This window comes from Gordonia liuliyuniae (genome assembly GCF_021739025.1).
GTDB lineage: Bacteria > Actinomycetota > Actinomycetes > Mycobacteriales > Mycobacteriaceae > Gordonia > Gordonia liuliyuniae.
In genome coordinates this window covers 1-17,001 of the sequence record NZ_JAKKOT010000009.1, presented here as the reverse complement: position 1 = coordinate 17,001, position 17,001 = coordinate 1, and the positions used below count along the sequence as shown (strand labels likewise).

Here is a 17,001-nt window from a genome sequence, read left to right as displayed (position 1 = left end):
CCGTCGAAACCCGCCGATTCAGTCCTCGGCCGGATCGAACGGCGTCTCCTGGTAGATGCAGTAGTTCAGCCAGTTCGCGTACAGCAGGTGTCCGTGTCCGCGCCAGCGGTTGAGCGGGACTGCGGTGGGATCGTCGTCCGGAAAGTAGTGCGCGGGCACCGGCACCGGCACCGGCAGTCCATGCTCGCTGTCGCGGCGATACTCGCGGTACAGCGTGTCCGCGTCGTACTCCGGGTGGCCGGTCACGAAGATCTGACGGCCGTCCGCGGTCGCCGCCAGGAACACTCCGGCCTCCTCGCTCACGGCCAACACGTCGACCTCACCGGTCGCCTCGATCTCGGATGCGTGGACGTCCGTGTGGCGCGAGTGCGGCGCCAGGAACTCGTCGTCGAACCCGGTGATGATCGGCGACTTCGCGCCGGTGAGCCGGTGGTTGAAGACGCCGGAGATCTTCTGCGGCACTTCGTATTTGCCCACACCGTAGTGGTGGTAGAGGGCGGCCTGCGCGCCCCAGCAGACGTGGAGGGTCGACTGCACGTTGGTGCGGGTCCAGTCGAGAATCCTCGTCATCTCCGGCCAGTAGTCGACTTCTTCGAAGTCGAGCTTCTCGATCGGTGCGCCAGTGATGATGAGGCCGTCGAAATGCTGGTGTGCCACATCGTCGAACGTCGAATAGAACGAATCGAGGTGCTCCGCCGACGTGGTCCGCGAGACATGGCTGGCCGTATGCAGCAACGTGATCTCGATCTGCAGCGGGGTGTTACTGAGGAGCCGCAGCAACTGGGTCTCGGTGGTGACCTTCATCGGCATCAGGTTCAAGATGGCTATCCGCATGGGCCGGATGTCCTGATGTCCGGCGCGCTCGTCGGACATGACGAAGATGTTCTCCGCCTCAAGGATCGCCCTGGCGGGAAGCTCGTGCGGCATTGTGACAGGCATCGTCGACCAGTGTAGTTCTGCGGCCAGGGGAGACTTCGGCAGTTCCTCCCCTGTTCACCTTCGATGCGTCAGCCGGCGACAGCGGCGGGCGACTTCGGTGCGACGGCGCCCATCAGCCGCTCATAGCCCAGGTAGTAGATCGGCAGCGCCGACGCGAGTGCGGACCAGCCGACGGCCTTGCCCAGCCACGTGACGTCACCGTGCAGGAGGGAGAAACCGAGGAAAAGTTCGAGCGCGATGAGGAAGACGAACGCGACGATGATCGCGGTCGCTCCACTGCGGATCGCCGGAACCGCGAGGAATACCGACGGGATGACGAGTGCGAACGACCAGAACGCCCGGGCGTCGGCGTTGCCGAGCTCGTGGATCGACAGAAGGAAGAAGCCGATCAGCCAGATGCCGTAAGTGATCAGCAGGTTTCCGAGGTAGTTGTCTCGGCGGATGATCGCGAGGACACCACCGATCGTCTGGCCGATCCCTCCGACGAGGAGTCCGAAGACGAGTGCGCCGATCGCGTCGTGATTGACCACCTCGGCGAAGAAGACCCAGGTGAGGGCGAGTCCGAACGTGAACAGGGCTGCTCCGCCGGGGTCTCCGATGGTGTTCGTGGGGCCGACGGGGATATGCGATGACGTGCTCATGGGGGTCCTTTACGAAGGGCGAGAGAGGGGAGCGGTGAGGCTCGCGCAGACGACGCGAGTGTGGTGAATGATACATAAACGTGGAGATACGTTATGGAAATGTAGAAAGAAATCGGAGGGCCCCGCGCTGGACGGTGATCGAATGGGCGGCGCGCGTTCGCTTTTCGCTGTATGCACGGGCGTTATAGTGCTTGACCAGGTGGTGTTGTCGCCGCAGATCGTCGAGGAGGGGTATGTGACAGCGGAGCATGTGGCCGGGGGGTCAAACCCCCTGAGCCGACGACGCGAGGTCGGGTCGGCCAGCGCTCGCTCGCTGCTGCTGACGATCCTGGGTGAGTTCGCGTTGCCGCGACAGGAGCCGGTCTGGACAGCGACGATCCTGGATGCGTTGGCACTCCACGACGTCGAAGAGCGGGCGGCACGCCAAGCGCTGTCCCGCACCTCGTCGGAGGGGCTGCTCGCGTCGAGTCGTCACGGGCGACGCAGTGCGTGGGAGCTGACGGATTCGGGTGTCGAACTCCTCACTGAAGGCGCCGAACGGATCTACGGCTTCATGCGCAGCGCACCGGCGTGGGACGGAAGATGGCTGACACTCGCCGTCTCGATCCCCGAGACGCAACGCAAACTGCGGCATCGGCTGCGGACCCGGTTCACATGGCTCGGCTTGGGATCCCCGCAGTCGGGACTGTGGATCACTCCGGACACCTCGAAGGTCGAGGGCGTCCGACGGGTGGTTGACGAGCTCGGTCTGACGGGTCAGGCCTTCTCGTGGGTCGGGGAGGCCTCGGGTATCGGCGACGAGAAGTCGCTTGTCTCCTCCGCGTGGGATCTCGCCGACGTGGAGTCCCGCTACCTCGACTTCCTCGGGTTGTTCTCGGAGCGTCGTGCGGAGTCGGCAGTCGACGCATTCGCGGCTCAGGTCGCGTTGGTCCAGGAATGGCGACGATTCCCGTTCCTCGACCCCGATCTGCCGCGCGAACTGCTCGACCACGAATGGCCCGGTCCGCGCGCTGCCGCCGTCTTCCATGACCGCCATTCGCAGTGGCATCGTCGCGCGCAGGCTCGCTGGGACGAACTCCAAGCGGACGCCGCACAGCGCATCTAGGCGCGACGCGCCCGCTTCGTAGCGCTTAACCCTGCCGTTGGTGTCACCCACTGACACCAACGGCAGGGTTAAGCGCTTGTTGTCGCTCTGTGCCTCGAATTTGTGCAGTCAGGCAGGGCACTTCGCACTGGTCAAGTGGGTTAGGTCACCCTAAAGATGTGACAATATCTTGACGAAGTACAAAACAGTTGTAGAGTGTTTTTGAGATGGAAGACCCCGATAGCAGCCCATGAACGGAGCCGATGTGGTCGACACACTCCCCAGCTACCTCGCCGGTGAATGGCGTACCGGTGCAGGCGACGCTCGCGTCGTGCGCGACGCGGTCACCGGTGCGCCGGTCACCGAAGTCGCCGCCGCGGACGTCGACTTCGCCGACGTCCTCGCCTACGCTCGCGACGCCGGCGGAAACGCCCTCCGCGCAATGACTTTCACCGAACGATCCGCGTCGCTAAAAGCCGCCGCAGCCGCGCTCAGTGAACGCAAGGACGAACTGTACGAACTGTCCGTGAAGGCCGGGTCCACGCGCGCTGACGCGAAGGTCGACGTCGACGGCGGTTTCGGCACCGCACTCGTCTACGCCGGACTCGGACGCAAAGGACTCCCCGACGGAACTGTCATCGTCGACGACCCCGAGCCGACGGCGTTCGGCAAGCACGGGCTGTTCCTCGGACAGCACATCCTCACCTCCCGCCTGGGTGTCGCGGTCCAGATCAACGCCTTCAACTTCCCCGTCTGGGGGATGCTAGAGAAGCTGGCTCCCGCAGTTCTCGCGGGCGTGCCCACCCTCGCGAAAGCCGCGACACCGACCGCGTACGTCGCCGAGCACGCGGTGCGGATCATCGTCGAATCGGGAGCCCTCCCCGACGGTGCGCTCCAGTTCGTCGCCGGACCGGTCAACGGACTCCTCGACCTGCTCGACGGCCAGGACAGCGTCGGATTCACCGGCTCGGCCTCGACCGCTGCCGGCCTGAGATCGCATCCGAGCGTCGTCGGACGCTCCGTCCGCTTCACCGCCGAGGCCGACTCGCTCAACGCGTCGGTTCTCGGCCCGGACGCTGCGCCCGGGACCCCGGAGTTCGACCTCTACGTCGACCAGGTCGTCACCGAGATGACCACCAAGGCCGGCCAGAAGTGCACGGCCATCCGCCGCGCGTTCGTACCGTCCGCCCACCTCGACGCCGTCCAGGATGCGCTCGCCGCCCGGCTTGCCGACGTGGTCGTCGGAGCCCCCGGCGCCGACGGCGTCACGATGGGAGCCCTCGTCGGCACCGACCAGCGTGACGACGTGCGCGCAAAGATCACCGAACTCGCCGCGGACGCGCGGATCGTCGCAGGCGACCCGACCACTGTCGACGTCGTCGGCGCAGACCCCGAGATCGGGGCGTTCCTCGCCCCGATCCTGCTGCGCGGCGACGAGACGTCGCAGGCAGCGCACGACATCGAAGCATTCGGCCCCGTCTCCACGCTTCTGCCGTACGACGGGTCGGCCGCCGACGTGATCGCGGAGGTCGCGCGCGGTCAGGGATCACTGGCCGCCTCGGTGGTCAGCGGCGACGCAGACTTCGCCCGTGCGACCGTCCTGGGCATCGCCGCCCACCACGGGCGCGTCCTCGTCGTCGACCGCGACAGTGCACCTGAATCGACCGGACACGGGATCCCGATGCCGCAACTCGTTCATGGCGGACCGGGGCGCGCGGGCGGCGGTGAAGAAGAAGGCGGACTGCGCGCCGTCCAGCACCACATGCAACGTACCGCCGTCCAAGCAGGGCCCGACCTGCTGCGTTCCCTCGGATGACCTGCCCCAACCCATCCTCCCGCACGACCCGACTCCACTCGACACAGGAGAAGACACCATGACCAGTTCCACCACTGACCGCACCGGCGAAGCACCCAAGCCCACCGGCCCCCTCAGCAAGATCGATTACAGCGAGAAGATTCCGAACAACGTCGACCTCGCCGGTGACCGGCGCCTGCAACGCGCGCTCGAAGGCTGGCAGCCCAAGTTCCTCGACTGGTGGCGCAACCTCGGTCCGGCGATCCCGACCAAGGACGTCTACCTGCGCACCGCGGTCGCGGTGGGCCGTGACGGCTGGGCGCACTTCGATCACGTGCCGATGGAGGAGTACCGCTGGGGCATCTTCCTCGCCGAAGCCGACCCCGACAAGAAGATCAACTTCGGCAAGCACAAGGGCGAACCGGTTTGGAACGAGGTGCCGGGCGAGTACCGCGCCGACCTGATGCGGCTGATCGTCGTGCAGGGCGACACCGAGCCGGCGTCCGTCGAACAGCAACGGGTCCTTGGCCGCACGGCACCGAGCATCTACGACATGCGGAACCTGTTCCAGGTCAACGTCGAAGAAGGCCGCCACCTGTGGGCGATGGTCTACCTGCTCCAGGCGTACTTCGGTCGCGAGGGCCGCGAGGAGGCCGAGAAGCTCCTGCAGCGAAACTCCGGCGACTTCGACAACCCGCGCATCCTCGGAGCCTTCAACGAAGAGACCACCGACTGGCTGCAGTTCTTCATGTTCACCTACTTCACCGACCGCGACGGCAAATACCAGCTTGGCACCCTCAAAGAGTCGGCCTTCGACCCGCTGGCGCGCACCTGCGAGTTCATGCTCAAAGAAGAGGCGCACCATATGTTCGTCGGTACCACCGGCGTCCAGCGCACCGTCGAGAAGACCGCGCAGAAGATGAAGGAACTCGGCACCGACGACGAGAAGAGCCTCTTTGAGGCGGGTGTCATTCCGCTGTCGATCATCCAGAAGTACCTGAACTTCCAGTTCTCGGTGTCGATGGACCTGTTCGGGTCCGAACAGTCGACCAATGCGGGCAACTACTACTCCGAAGGTCTCAAAGGTCGCTGGCAGGAGACGCGTCGCAAGGACGATCACACGCTCCTCGACGACGAGCGCACCATGGCGTATGTCGACGGTGGCGAGATCCGTGAGAAGACGGTGCCTGCGCTCGGATCGTTGAACCTCGATCTGCGCAACGAGTACGTCGCCGACTGCGCCAACGGCGTAACCCGATGGAATCAGGAACTCGAGGACGCCGAACTCGAGCAGCGTCTGACGCTCCCTCATGAAGGCTTCCACCGCAAGGTCGGCGTGTACGCCGACGTCCACGTCAGCCCGGACGGCGACGTCCTCGACGCGGCCGCCTGGGAAGCTCACAAGGACGGCTGGCTGCCGTCGGATGCCGACCGCCAGGCCGTCGCCGCGCTCATGGTGCCCGAGTACGAGTACGGCGAGTTCGCCAGCTGGATCGCACCGCCGAAGACCGGAATCAACTCGCAGCCCGTCGAGTTCGACTACGTCCACCTCGCCGAAGAGGGCCTGGCCTGAGCGCCGCGCCCCGACAGCCCACCCGACCCATCCGAAGGACTCCGCCATGACCGTTCTCGACGAGCCCACCGCACCCGAACAGACCGCGCCGCCAGTCGTCGACTTCGCCACCGACCCGAGCAAGTACAAGCACTGGACTCTCGCCACCGACGGCGAGATCGCCACCGTCACCCTCAAAGTCGACGAGGACGGCGGCCTGGTGCCCGGCTACCAGCTCAAGATGAACTCGTACGACCTCGGCGTCGACATCGAGCTGTACGACATCGTCCAACGACTCCGATTCGAACATCCCGAGGTCAAATCGGTGATCCTGACCGGTGGACTCGAGCGCATGTTCTGTGCAGGCGCCAACATCCGGATGCTCGCGCAGTCGCCGCACTCGTGGAAGGTCAACTTCTGCAAGTTCACCAACGAGACCCGCAACGGCATCGAGGACGCGACCGAGAACTCCGGCCAGACGTGGATCGCGGCGCTCAACGGCACCGCGGCCGGCGGCGGCTACGAGGTGGCGTTGGCGTGCGATGAGATCATTCTCGTCGACGACAACTCGTCGACCGTCTCGCTGCCCGAGGTCCCGCTGCTCGGCGTCCTCCCCGGCACCGGCGGGCTGACCCGCGTCGTCGACAAGCGGCACGTTCGTAAAGATCGTGCCGACATGTTCGCTACGAAATCGGAAGGCTACCGCGGCGACACCGCCGTCCAATGGGGCCTCATCGACTCGACGGTTCCGCGCAACGCGTTCGACGAAGCCGTCACCGCGCGGGCTCACGAACGGGCAGCGTCGTCGCACCGCCCAGGCGGTCCGGGCGTCGCGTTGACGCCGCTCGACCGGCAGATCACCGATACCGAGATCACCTATCCTCACCTGTCTGCGACCCTGGATCGTGCGGGCCGCAAAGTGGAGTTCACCGTCCACGCGCCGACCGACGCACCGCCCGCCGACGCTGCGGCGGCGCTCGCGCAGGGCGTCGACTACTGGCCGTTGGCAGTGTCTCGTGAACTCGACGATCTGATCCTGCATCTGCGTACCAACGAGAACCTGTTGGGCACATGGGTGCTCCGGGTGGTCGGCGACGCAGGCAACGCGCTCGCCTACGACGCTCAACTCTTGGAGAACGGCGACCACTGGTTCGTCGGCGAGGTCCGCCACTACTACAAGCGAGTCATGAAGCGGCTGGACGTGACCAGCCGCAGCCTGATCGCCGTGATCGAACCGGGCAGCGCCTTCGTCGGGTTGCTCGCCGAGATCGCGCTGGCCGCCGACCGGCAGTACATGCTCGACGGCGTCTACGAGGATATCGATCCCGATGCCGCCCCCGCGACGATCCGGCTGACTGCGTCCAACGACGGCGTCTACCCGATGGGCAACTGTCTCTCGCGCATCGAGTCCCGCTTCTGGGGGTGTGAGCACGACCTGGCCGCCGCCCGCGCCGCTATCGGCTCCGACCTCGACGCGGCGGCAGCCGACACCGCGGGCCTGGTGACGATGGCCCTCGACGACATCGACTTCGACGACGAACTGCGCATCGTCCTGCAGGAGCGGGCCGCGCTCTCACCGGACTCGCTGACCGGCATGGAGGCCAACCACCGCTTCGTCGGACCGGAGACGATGGAGACCAAGATCTTCGGTCGCCTCACCGCGTGGCAGAACTGGATCTTTATCCGCCCCAACGCTTCCGGACCAGACGGTGCACTCCGCAGGTACGGCAGCGGTCAGCGCGGCGAGTACGACTTCGGCCGGGTGTGATCATGACCGACTACTTCAACGCCGCCGAGTACCTCGTCACTCGGCGCGTCGACGCTGGCGACGGGGACCGGACGTGCGCGGTCGGATCCCGCACCGTCAGCTACGCCGAGCTCGATCGGCTGATCGGCGATGTCGCCGCCGCCTATCGGGCGAGCGGCCTGCACCGTGACGACCGCGTGCTCATCGTGATGGCCGACGACGTCCCGATGCTTGCGGCAATACTCGGCGCGTTCCGCGCGGGCGTCGTCGCGGTGCCGATCTCGACGATGTTCACTGGCGCCGAGCTCGGCAAGATCATGGCCGATGCGGGGGCGCATCTGGTGGTGTGCAGCGCAGAGTTCGTCGATGCCGTCAACGAGGGGCTGGCCGCGGCGCCGGACGTCGGCACCGTCGTCCTCGACGGCGCGGGCGACCTGCGCGTGCCGGACGGCGTGACCGGATGGTCGTGGCCCGCATTCGTCGCCAGCGGGGGCGCCGCAGCGCCTGACCTGCGCGAGAACGTGCACACCGCCGACGACTCGTGGGCGCTGTGGCTATACACGTCGGGCACGACAGGCTCTCCGAAGGCAGCGATGCACCGGCACGCCAACATCCGCCACGTCTGCGAGACGTACGGCAGCCGGGTCCTCGGCATCACCCGCGACGACCGTTGTCTGTCGGTCGCCAAGATGTTCTTCGCGTACGGCATCGGCAATTCGGTCTTCTTCCCGCTGTCGGTGGGCGCGACCACGATCTTGGAGCGCCGTCGCCCGACGCCCGCGATCGTCGCAGAACGGGTCGCCGCAGAGAAGCCGACCCTGTTCTGCGGGGTGCCCACCTTCTACGCCGGGCTCCTCAACAGCGACCTCGCCGATGACGCGTTCGCGTCGGTGCGGCTCGCGACGTCGGCGGGCGAACCGCTGCCGGCGCCGCTACTGCGCCGTTTCAAAGAACGGTTCGGCGTCGACATCATCGACGGCATCGGATCGACCGAGGCACTGCATATCTTTTTGTCGAACCGGCCCGACCACATCGTCCCTGGCACGACGGGCACCGCAGTCCCCGGTTACGAGCTGCGGATATGCGACGACGACGGCGAACCCGTCGCCGACGGGACGCCCGGCGCGCTGCAGGTGCGCGGCGAATCGATCGCCCTGGGCTACTGGCGGCGCACCGACGCCACCCGTCAGGTGTTCCGCGGGGAATGGCTGATCACCGGCGACACGTATGTGCGCGACGAGAACGGCGATTACACGTGTCTGGGACGCAACTCCGACATGGTGAAGGCTGGCGGCATCTGGGTGTCGCCGTCGGAGGTCGAGTCCCGACTGCTGGAACATCCGGCGGTCGTTGAGGTGGCCGTCGTCGGTGTCGCCGACGCAAACGGACTCGACAAGCCGGTCGCAGCCGTCGTCCTGTCCGAATCTGCGGGCGGCGTCGACGAAACCGAACTGATCACTTGGTGTCGCGACGGGCTGGCGCACTTCAAGGCGCCGCGGCGCATCGTCTTCGCGGCATCGCTGCCGAAGACGGCAACGGGGAAACTTCAACGATTCCGTGTCCGCGAGCAACTCGCGGACGGTGCGGGCGAGCTGACGGGAGCGGTGTTGTGACCGGGGCGAGCGAAGCGACGGGGGATGTGACCGGGGCGAGCGAAGCGACGGGGGACACTACTGTTGACATCCTCATCATCGGCGCTGGTCCGGTCGGCTTGTTCGGCGCCTACTATGCGGGTGCTCGCGGTCTGAGCGTCGCCGTCGTCGACTCGTTGAGTCAGCTCGGCGGTCAGATCACCGCGATGTATCCGGAGAAGGAGATCTACGACATCGCCGGGTTCCCGGCGGTCACCGGCCGCCGGCTCGTCGCCGACCTCGTCGAACAGGCGGGGCAGTACCACCCGACATATCTGCTCGGGCGGGAGGCGCAGACGCACGAGACGTCCGCCGACGGCAGGCATCTCGTCGGACTGTCGGACGGCTCGATAGTCGATGCCGGGGCGGTGGTCATCACCGGCGGGATCGGCACGTTCACGCCGCGTCCGCTGCCGGCGGGCGAAGAGTTCCTCGGTCGCGGGTTGGACTATTTCGTGCCCGACTCGACACCGTTCCACGACGCGAACGTCGTCGTGGTCGGCGGCGGCGACTCGGCCGTCGACTGGTGTCTCATGTTGACGCCGATCGCCCGCAGCGTCACCTTGGTGCACCGACGCGACAAGTTCCGTGCGCATCAGGCGAGCGTCGACAAGGTGCTCACGCACCCAGAGATCTCGGTGATGATCAACGCGCAGGTCGCTGGCCTCGAAGGCGGGGGCGGTATCGAAAAGGCGGTCGTCGAGACGAAAGGCGGAGGCACCACGGTGCTCGAATGCGAGCGTGTCGTCGCCGCTCTCGGATTCACCGCGAACCTCGGCCCGTTGCGCGATTGGGGTCTGGCGTTGCACGACAACCGGCACCTCGTCGTCGATTCGGCGATGCGCACCAATGTCCCGGGTGTGTTCTCGGCGGGCGACATCACCGATTACGACGGCAAGGTCCGGCTGATCGCCGTCGGTTTCGGGGAGGTCGCAACTGCGGTGAACAACGCCGCCGTCCACCTCGATCCGGACGCGATGCTGTTTCCGGGTCATTCCACGGACAACCCTCACTAGGAGAAGTCATGCCTTATGTCATCGCCAGTCCTTGTGTCGACACCATGGACCGCAGTTGCACGGAGGAGTGCCCCGTCGACTGCATCTACGAGGGCGACCGCAAGCTGTACATCAATCCGAAGGAGTGCATCGACTGCGGCGCGTGCGAGCCGGTGTGTCCGGTGGAGGCGATCAGCCAGGACCGCCGGGTGCCCGACGACGACGAGGAGTTCATCGCCGACAACCGCGCGTTCTTCGAACTCGCGCTGCCCGGACGCGATGAGCCGCTCGGTGCTCCGGGTGGCGCGCACAAAGTGGGACCGCTCGGCGTCGACACGCCGATGGTCGCGGACCGGTGAGGTGACGGGCCGTGCTTGACCGACACCTGCTCGTCGACGCGCACGTCCACGTCCCGATGCTCGACACGCTTGCTCCGGCATGGGTGGATTGGGCGCGCGAGTTCGGCCCGGACGGGCTGTTGGAGACGGTGTGGGACGCCGGTGGGGCGCCGATCCCGGCGCAGCTCGACGCAGTCTTCGCGGCGCAGGGCGTCGACGCCGCACTCCTGCTGTGCGAGTACAGTCCGAAGGCGACGGGCATGCAGCTCTTCGACGACCTGTTGCCGCTCGTCGAGCACAACCCGGTGCGGTTCCGTCCGGTGGCCAACGTCAACCCGCACCTGCACTTCCCGATCGCGAGAGAGCTGTCCCGCCAACTCGATCATGGCGCGGCCGCGCTCAAGCTGCACCCTGTCCACGGCGGGTTTCGGTGTGACGACCGGGCGCTGTACCCCGCCTACCAGGTGCTGGCAGAACGCGATGTGCCGCTGATCGTGCACTGCGGTACGAGTACCTTCCCCGGATCGATGAACGAGTTGGCCGACCCGGAGATCCTGCTCCCGGTGGTCCGCGACTTCCCGAGTTTGAACGTCGTGCTCGCGCACGGCGGCCGCGGATGGTGGTACGACGCAGCGGCTTTCATGGCGCTGTCGTACGAGACCGTGTGGATCGAGCTGTCGGGTCTGCCGCCGAAACGACTGCCTGATTACTACTCGAAGTTCAGCTTGAAACGCCTGTCGCAGAAGTGGATCTTCGCCACCGACTGGCCGGGGGTGCCCGGCGTCGCAGCGAACGCGCGGGCCGTCGTTGACGTCGGACTCGACGAAAAGACGGCCGACCTCGTCCTCGGAGGCAACGCGATGCGCGTGTACGCCGGGCTCGACCATCTCGCTGCCGTGAAGGAGACGCCATGACCTTCTATGCTCTCGGCAATTCGACTCCGCTCGTCCATCCGACCGCGTACGTCCACCCGATGGCCGTCGTCATCGGCCGCGTCACGATCGGCGCGGAGGCGTCGGTGTGGCCCGGAGCAGTCCTCCGCGGCGACCTGGGCACGATCCTGATCGGTGAACGCACCTCGATTCAGGACAACACAGTGCTGCACACCACGCAGGAGTGGCCGACGATCATCGGCGACGACTGCGTCGTCGGGCACATCGTCCACCTGGAAGGCTGCGCTGTCGGCGACCGCTGCCTGATCGGCTCGGGTTCGGTAGTTCTCAACCGCGCGCAGATCGGCGACGACAGTGTGGTCGGCGCACAGGCACTCGTCGCGGAGGACACCGTCGCGCCGCCGCGAACGATGCTGCTCGGTGTTCCCGCCCGGCCCCGCGGTGTCGTCGGCGACGACCATTCGGCGTGGATCGCGTATGGCGTCGAAGAGTACCGCGAGAACGCGAGCCGTTTCCGCGCTCACCTCCGTCCCTGCGAACCCGAACTGCTCCCCGAGAAGAGTCGAGAACCTCGCTAGTCGAGCGAAGTCGAGACCTCACCCCACGACCATCAACCCACGCACAGGAGACGCCATGACCCCCACGACCGGCCTCACCGGCCGCCCGGCGCGCGAATTGAGCGACGCCGACCTCGAACAGCAGGGCACGACCGCGCATGAGACGCGCAACTGGGTCTTTCTCAACGGCACCGCCGAACAGTTCGCGACGCACACGGCGCGAATGCTGGAGTTGGAGCAGGAGTATCTGCGTAGGCATCCGATGCGCACCTGGCAGGGGTCGGGCGGTGCGGCCGGCGAGCGGTCTGAGCTGGACGTCCTCAAGCAGGCGTTGCGCGGCATCCTGGTGCAGATCACGGCTTTGCTCGACCACGAGCCCGCCGCGTCCGGCGGGCCGTCGGACCATGGAGCCGACCCGGCCGTCGCGCTGCTGTCGCGGATCGCGGCGGCCGACGGCGGCCACATGCACAAGCTCGAGGTGCATCAGGCGGCGCGTGAGGTCGGCTTGGAGCGGTCCGCGTTGGCGAAGCTGTACCAGTCCGATCCGCCGCTGTTGATCACGGAGCAGTCCGACCGGGTGCTGACTGATGCGGGTCGCGCTCGGTTGGCGGAGGCGGGCGAGTGACCGGCTCGGTTGCGCTCCCCGAAGTCCCCGCGCTTCCGGAAGTCTCCGCGGTGGTGGGCGGTGGACGCATGGGCGCGGGGATTGTCCACGCGCTTCTCCTAGCGGGCAGTTCGGTGACGGTGCTCGAACGCGACGACGACGCGGCTGCCGGAGCACGCGAGCGGGTGGAACGCGCCGTGAACGCGAGTGTGAAGCGTGGCGTTCTCGACGATGCGGCGCGCGTACTCGCGAGCTTCAAGCACACGACGGAGGCCGGTGATCTCGCATCAGCGAGTCTGGTCGTCGAAGCCGTTCCCGAGGACATCGCGCTCAAGACCGAGACCCTCGGCCGCGTGGAAGGCGTCGTCGCCGACGACGCGGTGATCGCGACCAACACGAGCAGCATCTCGCTCGACGTGCTCGGCGCGGCGATGCGCGACGCGACACGCCTCGTCGGACTGCACTTCTTCAATCCGGTACCGGCCAGCAAGCTCATCGAGGTCGTCTACGCAGACGCCACCGACGCCGCGCTCACCGAGCGTGCCGCCGGCTGGGTGCGTGCTCTGGGCAAGACGCCTGTCGTGGTGCGCAACGCTCCCGGCTTCGCGAGCAGCAGACTCGGTGTCGCGGTCGGTCTGGAAGCGATCCGGATGGTCGAAGACGGTGTCGCGGCGGCCGCCGACATTGATGCCGCGATGGAGCTCGGTTACGGATATCCGATGGGGCCGTTGAAGTTGACGGATGTCGTCGGCGTCGATGTGCGTCTCGGAGTCGCGCGGTATCTCGAGCAGGAGTTGGGATCGCGGTTCGCACCGCCGCAGTTGATGGTCGACATGGTCGAACGCGGTGACCTCGGCCGTAAGGCTGGCCGCGGGTTCTACGAGTGGGACGACTGATGAGCGACGAACGTCTCACGGTCGAGACCCTCGACGACCGGGTCGTCATCACCTTGGACCGGCCCGCGACGCGGAACGCGATCGACGCGGAGATGGTCGCCGAACTCCACGCTGTCTGCGACCAGGTGGAGAAGAACCCGAAACCGCTGCTCGTAACGGGCGGGGCGGAGATCTTCGCGGGCGGCGCCGACATTGGCCAGTTACGCGAGCGACGGAACGTCGATGCGTTGGCCGGGGTGAACTCGGGGGTCTTCGACCGGATCGCGGCTCTGCCGATGCCGACGGTCGCCGCTGTCGCAGGGTTCGCGCTCGGCGGGGGAGCGGAGTTGGCGTACGCGTGCGACTTCCGGATCGGCACACCGAGCGTCAGGCTCGGCAATCCGGAGGCCGGTCTCGGGATCCTCGCCGCCGCCGGGGCCTCGTGGCGGCTCACCGAACTCGTCGGCGAGCCGCTCGCCAAGGAGATTCTGCTCGCCGGACGCACCTTGAATGCCAGCGAGGCGCTCGACGTGCGGCTGCTCAACGAGGTCGTCGAACCCGACGACCTTCTACCGACCGCCAACCGTTGGATCGACCGGATGCTTCAGAACGCGCCGCTCGCACTCCGAATGACCAAGCTCGCTCTGCGGATGCCCAGGTCCGCGCACCCTGCCTTCGACAACGTCGCGCAGGCCGTCCTCTTCGAGACCGACGAGAAGCATCGGCGGATGACCGCCTTCCTGGACCGGAAGAGTTCAGAGGCCCTGGGCTCGCTGCTGGTCGTGAGTGACGGCGGACCGTCCGACAGCCAGTGATGTCGGACGGTCCGCCCCTCCTTCCAAGGCCCCCGGGGCGAGTACGGGTGAACTACCTGTAGTTCGGATTGTTCGTGTACGGCAGTTCGATGGTGATGGGCATGCGCAGCTCGGAGATGTACAGGAGGACGAACTGGCGCAGCATCTCGTCGAACGTCCAGTACGCCTCCTTCGGCATGCCGGCCTGCAGGATGCCTTCGCGGACGAGGATGAACGGGCCCCACGCGGTCTCGAGCAGTGGATCCCAGACCGGCTCACGGGGGATGCGCAGTTCGCGCGCGATCCTGTCGCCGAGCATGAAACGGGTCAGGGCGCCGAGGACGCCGCGCGACAGCAGGCTGAGATCCAGGTTGAAGCCGAGATCGAGCAGCATGTCGGCGAGCTTGCGGCCTTCCGGGGTGCCCTTGAGGACAGGGTCGAGCGCGATCTTCGCTTGCGCTTCGGCGTCCGACCAAGTGGCGGGGATGAGGCCGTCCTGGATGCCGAGCATGTGTCCTGCGACCTGCCACGAATGCAGGAATCCGGCCGACTCCGCCGGATCGATCGGAACCTGCCAGCGCTTGAGCATCCGCATGACGGTGGTCGGCAGACTGTGCCAGGTCACCATTTGATCGGCCTGGGTGATCGGCTTCTCCTGGTACGGCATGCGTGAGGACCATTGGTGCTGCTCGGGTAGCAGGTGCCGGACCGCCGAATGGATGAGCCGCGTCTTCACACAGGTCACTGCCATCTCGCCGCTGTCTTGGTACGCGTTGAGCGAACCGATGTCGTACCCGAGTTTGGCGGTCTTGGAGATCCGGTCCTTCAGGGCGGCGCCGCCGCGCGAGTAGTAGACGACCATCGCCTCGTGGGGGATGACGGCGCTCATCATCCCGCTCGCGAACCCGTAGAGAGCTCCGAGATAGGTGCCGCGCTTCTGATTGAAAGTGACCGCATCGGCGAGCTTGCCCCGGTCTGCCCACTCGGGGAGCTCGCGTGCGTTCTCGATGAAGGCCCGCAGATCCGAGGGCAGTGACTTCGGCAGAGCCTGACCGTTCTTGGTCCATCCGCGCAGAGCGTTGTTCACCTTGGTGACGTCGCGATGTCGGTAGATGTCGGCGATGAGTTCGTCGGGCTCGTCATCCCAAGTGTGTTTCGCGTCAGTGTGTTTCGCACCGACCCCGGGCCTAGAACCGGGCGAGCCTTCCGCTGGCCCGGAGGTCCACGGAAATGCGGGTGCGGCGAGGAGCGCGGCCCCCGCGCCAGCTCCCGCTTGCAGTACGCGTCGACGTGTGAGGTCTTCCATTTCTTCCCGTCCCGATCCGGCCGATATGAAACAACGAAACTGACTGTGTAACATTCCTAGCATTCAGTGGTCTCCGTCACAAGCCCGCGACATCGGGAGGTAGGGTCGAACCGATGACGATCGAGAAGGCGACCGTGCCGCCCACGCTGTTCGAGCGTGCGACGCAACGTGCGATCAGTGCGCCACCGGGCCGATCGGCCGACGCGACCAGGGAGAAGCTACTGGTCGCCGCCTATGAGCAGTTCTGTATCGACGGGGTCTCCGGAGCCTCGATGGAAGACGTCGCGAAGCGTGCGGGCACGTCCCGAATCACCATCTACCGAAAGTTCGATAGCAAAGATGCACTCGTCGACGAGGTCATCGCGCACGAACTGTCGGAATACTTCGCCTACTTTCAGAAGGCTATGGCCGAAGCTGACACCTTCGCTGAACGACTGGTCACCGGATTCGTCACCTCGATTCAACAGATCTGGTCCAACCCGCTTATCAAGCGATTGATCGCAGACGACCCGGCGCTCGTTCCCGGACTGGTCGGAGGCGGTGGCGGACGGAACATGTATGCGGTCAGCCAGTTCGTAGCGACCGCACTTGGTAGGGAGCAGCAGGCCGGCAACCTCGATCCCTCGGTGGATCCGGACATGGCCGCAGAACTGATCGCTCGCCTCACCGGCTCGTTCGTGACCACGCCGGGCGGACAGGTACGGCTCGACGACACTGCTCAGCTGGAACAGCTCGCTCGCTCATACCTGCTCCCGATGCTCAAGGTTCCGACTGACTGACATTCGCACCCGTCTGACCAGCGGATTTGACGCTCCGTTTGGATGTGCGTAACTTATGTCCAGTCAGAGCGGCACGGCCGCGAAGACAAACCCCCAAACTTCTCCGCCAGATGATCTCGCGATCGGATGGCGGACGTCGTGCGGGACCGGAGCGGTCAGAATCCACCGGTTTGCTCAGCAAATCAGGGTGCTGCTACTCTGGAAAGGTCGGCCTGAAACGGTTGATATAACAATATGTGTTCGCTGGAGTTCGGCCTGATTGTGTTGGGTTGGTGCTGGTGGGTGTGTGTTCTTTGAGAACTCGATAGTGTGTGATGGATTTTTCTTGTGCCACATTTTTTGTATTTTTGTGGCAGGGATGAATTTTTGACGGACATTTTTGTTTGTTAGTTTTTTGTTTTTGTCAGTTTTTTTGGATTGGTCAGGTTTTGCTTTCTGGCTTGTGTTGAAATTGCTGGCCCTTTTTTGGGG

Annotated in this window: 17 protein-coding genes; 13 read left to right on the top strand and 4 right to left on the bottom strand. The window is 65.8% G+C overall.

The features are described from left to right. Positions 1-18 precede the first annotated feature (18 nt). Together metA and L5G28_RS18510 are read right to left on the bottom strand one after the other, a co-directional pair. A complete protein-coding gene (metA, locus tag L5G28_RS18515; RefSeq protein WP_237002812.1) occupies positions 19-939 on the bottom strand; it encodes a homoserine O-acetyltransferase MetA in 921 nt (306 codons plus the stop codon). 68 nt (positions 940-1,007) lie between these two features. Next, positions 1,008-1,580 carry an acetate uptake transporter family protein gene (locus tag L5G28_RS18510; protein WP_236999137.1) on the bottom strand — a complete coding sequence of 191 codons (573 nt, stop codon included), beginning with the start codon at positions 1,578-1,580 and terminating at the stop codon, positions 1,008-1,010. A gap of 187 nt (positions 1,581-1,767) precedes the next feature. Between L5G28_RS18510 and L5G28_RS18505 the strand changes: the two genes are divergently transcribed. The 12 genes from L5G28_RS18505 (at position 1,768) to L5G28_RS18450 (ending at position 14,466) form a co-directional block, all read left to right on the top strand. Then, a complete protein-coding gene (locus L5G28_RS18505; protein WP_237002811.1) occupies positions 1,768-2,685 on the top strand; it encodes a PaaX family transcriptional regulator in 918 nt (305 codons plus the stop codon). Between the two features lie 244 nt (positions 2,686-2,929). Next, positions 2,930-4,480: a phenylacetic acid degradation bifunctional protein PaaZ gene (paaZ, locus tag L5G28_RS18500; protein ID WP_237002810.1), complete on the top strand. Its 1,551-nt coding sequence runs from the start codon at positions 2,930-2,932 to the stop codon at positions 4,478-4,480. Positions 4,481-4,538: 58 nt separating this feature from the next. Further along, positions 4,539-6,032, top strand: coding sequence for a benzoyl-CoA 2,3-epoxidase subunit BoxB (gene boxB, locus L5G28_RS18495; RefSeq protein ID WP_237002809.1), 1,494 nt, complete (start codon positions 4,539-4,541; stop codon positions 6,030-6,032). A gap of 46 nt (positions 6,033-6,078) precedes the next feature. Further along, positions 6,079-7,779: a 2,3-epoxybenzoyl-CoA dihydrolase gene (gene boxC, locus L5G28_RS18490; protein WP_237002808.1), complete on the top strand. Its 1,701-nt coding sequence runs from the start codon at positions 6,079-6,081 to the stop codon at positions 7,777-7,779. A gap of 2 nt (positions 7,780-7,781) precedes the next feature. Beyond that, on the top strand, positions 7,782-9,371 hold the full coding sequence (locus L5G28_RS18485; RefSeq protein WP_237002807.1) for a benzoate-CoA ligase family protein: 1,590 nt from the start codon (positions 7,782-7,784) through the stop codon (positions 9,369-9,371). Further along, positions 9,368-10,405 (top strand): NAD(P)/FAD-dependent oxidoreductase, encoded by a 1,038-nt coding sequence (locus L5G28_RS18480; RefSeq protein WP_372477256.1) that lies wholly within the window; start codon positions 9,368-9,370, stop codon positions 10,403-10,405. The genes L5G28_RS18485 and L5G28_RS18480 overlap by 4 nt, the downstream gene beginning before the upstream one ends. An 8-nt stretch (positions 10,406-10,413) precedes the next feature. Then, positions 10,414-10,743: a ferredoxin gene (gene fdxA, locus L5G28_RS18475; RefSeq protein WP_236999145.1), complete on the top strand. Its 330-nt coding sequence runs from the start codon at positions 10,414-10,416 to the stop codon at positions 10,741-10,743. A gap of 11 nt (positions 10,744-10,754) precedes the next feature. Beyond that, positions 10,755-11,636 (top strand): amidohydrolase family protein, encoded by an 882-nt coding sequence (locus tag L5G28_RS18470; RefSeq protein WP_237002806.1) that lies wholly within the window; start codon positions 10,755-10,757, stop codon positions 11,634-11,636. Then, on the top strand, positions 11,633-12,193 hold the full coding sequence (locus tag L5G28_RS18465) for a gamma carbonic anhydrase family protein (RefSeq protein WP_237002805.1): 561 nt from the start codon (positions 11,633-11,635) through the stop codon (positions 12,191-12,193). Before L5G28_RS18470 ends, L5G28_RS18465 begins: the two co-directional genes overlap by 4 nt. A gap of 55 nt (positions 12,194-12,248) precedes the next feature. Continuing rightward, positions 12,249-12,797 carry a DUF6158 family protein gene (locus L5G28_RS18460; protein WP_237002804.1) on the top strand — a complete coding sequence of 183 codons (549 nt, stop codon included), beginning with the start codon at positions 12,249-12,251 and terminating at the stop codon, positions 12,795-12,797. Further along, complete coding sequence (locus L5G28_RS18455; RefSeq protein WP_308191996.1) at positions 12,794-13,672, top strand: 3-hydroxyacyl-CoA dehydrogenase family protein; 879 nt, start codon at positions 12,794-12,796, stop codon at positions 13,670-13,672. The genes L5G28_RS18460 and L5G28_RS18455 overlap by 4 nt, the downstream gene beginning before the upstream one ends. Continuing rightward, positions 13,672-14,466, top strand: a complete 795-nt coding sequence (locus L5G28_RS18450; RefSeq protein ID WP_237002803.1) for an enoyl-CoA hydratase/isomerase family protein — start codon at positions 13,672-13,674, stop codon at positions 14,464-14,466. Before L5G28_RS18455 ends, L5G28_RS18450 begins: the two co-directional genes overlap by 1 nt. Before the next feature lie 52 nt (positions 14,467-14,518). Here L5G28_RS18450 and L5G28_RS18445 read toward each other — a convergent pair whose 3' ends face one another. Next, positions 14,519-15,751: an oxygenase MpaB family protein gene (locus tag L5G28_RS18445; RefSeq protein ID WP_237002802.1), complete on the bottom strand. Its 1,233-nt coding sequence runs from the start codon at positions 15,749-15,751 to the stop codon at positions 14,519-14,521. A 113-nt stretch (positions 15,752-15,864) separates the two neighbouring features. On the opposite strand from L5G28_RS18445, the gene L5G28_RS18440 reads away from it, so the two are divergent. Further along, a complete protein-coding gene (locus L5G28_RS18440) occupies positions 15,865-16,530 on the top strand; it encodes a TetR/AcrR family transcriptional regulator (protein ID WP_236999151.1) in 666 nt (221 codons plus the stop codon). A 174-nt stretch (positions 16,531-16,704) separates the two neighbouring features. On the opposite strand, the gene L5G28_RS18435 is transcribed toward L5G28_RS18440, so the two are convergent. Next, positions 16,705-17,001 (bottom strand): hypothetical protein (locus L5G28_RS18435; protein ID WP_237002801.1); only part of this gene is annotated, 297 nt, incomplete at its 5' end.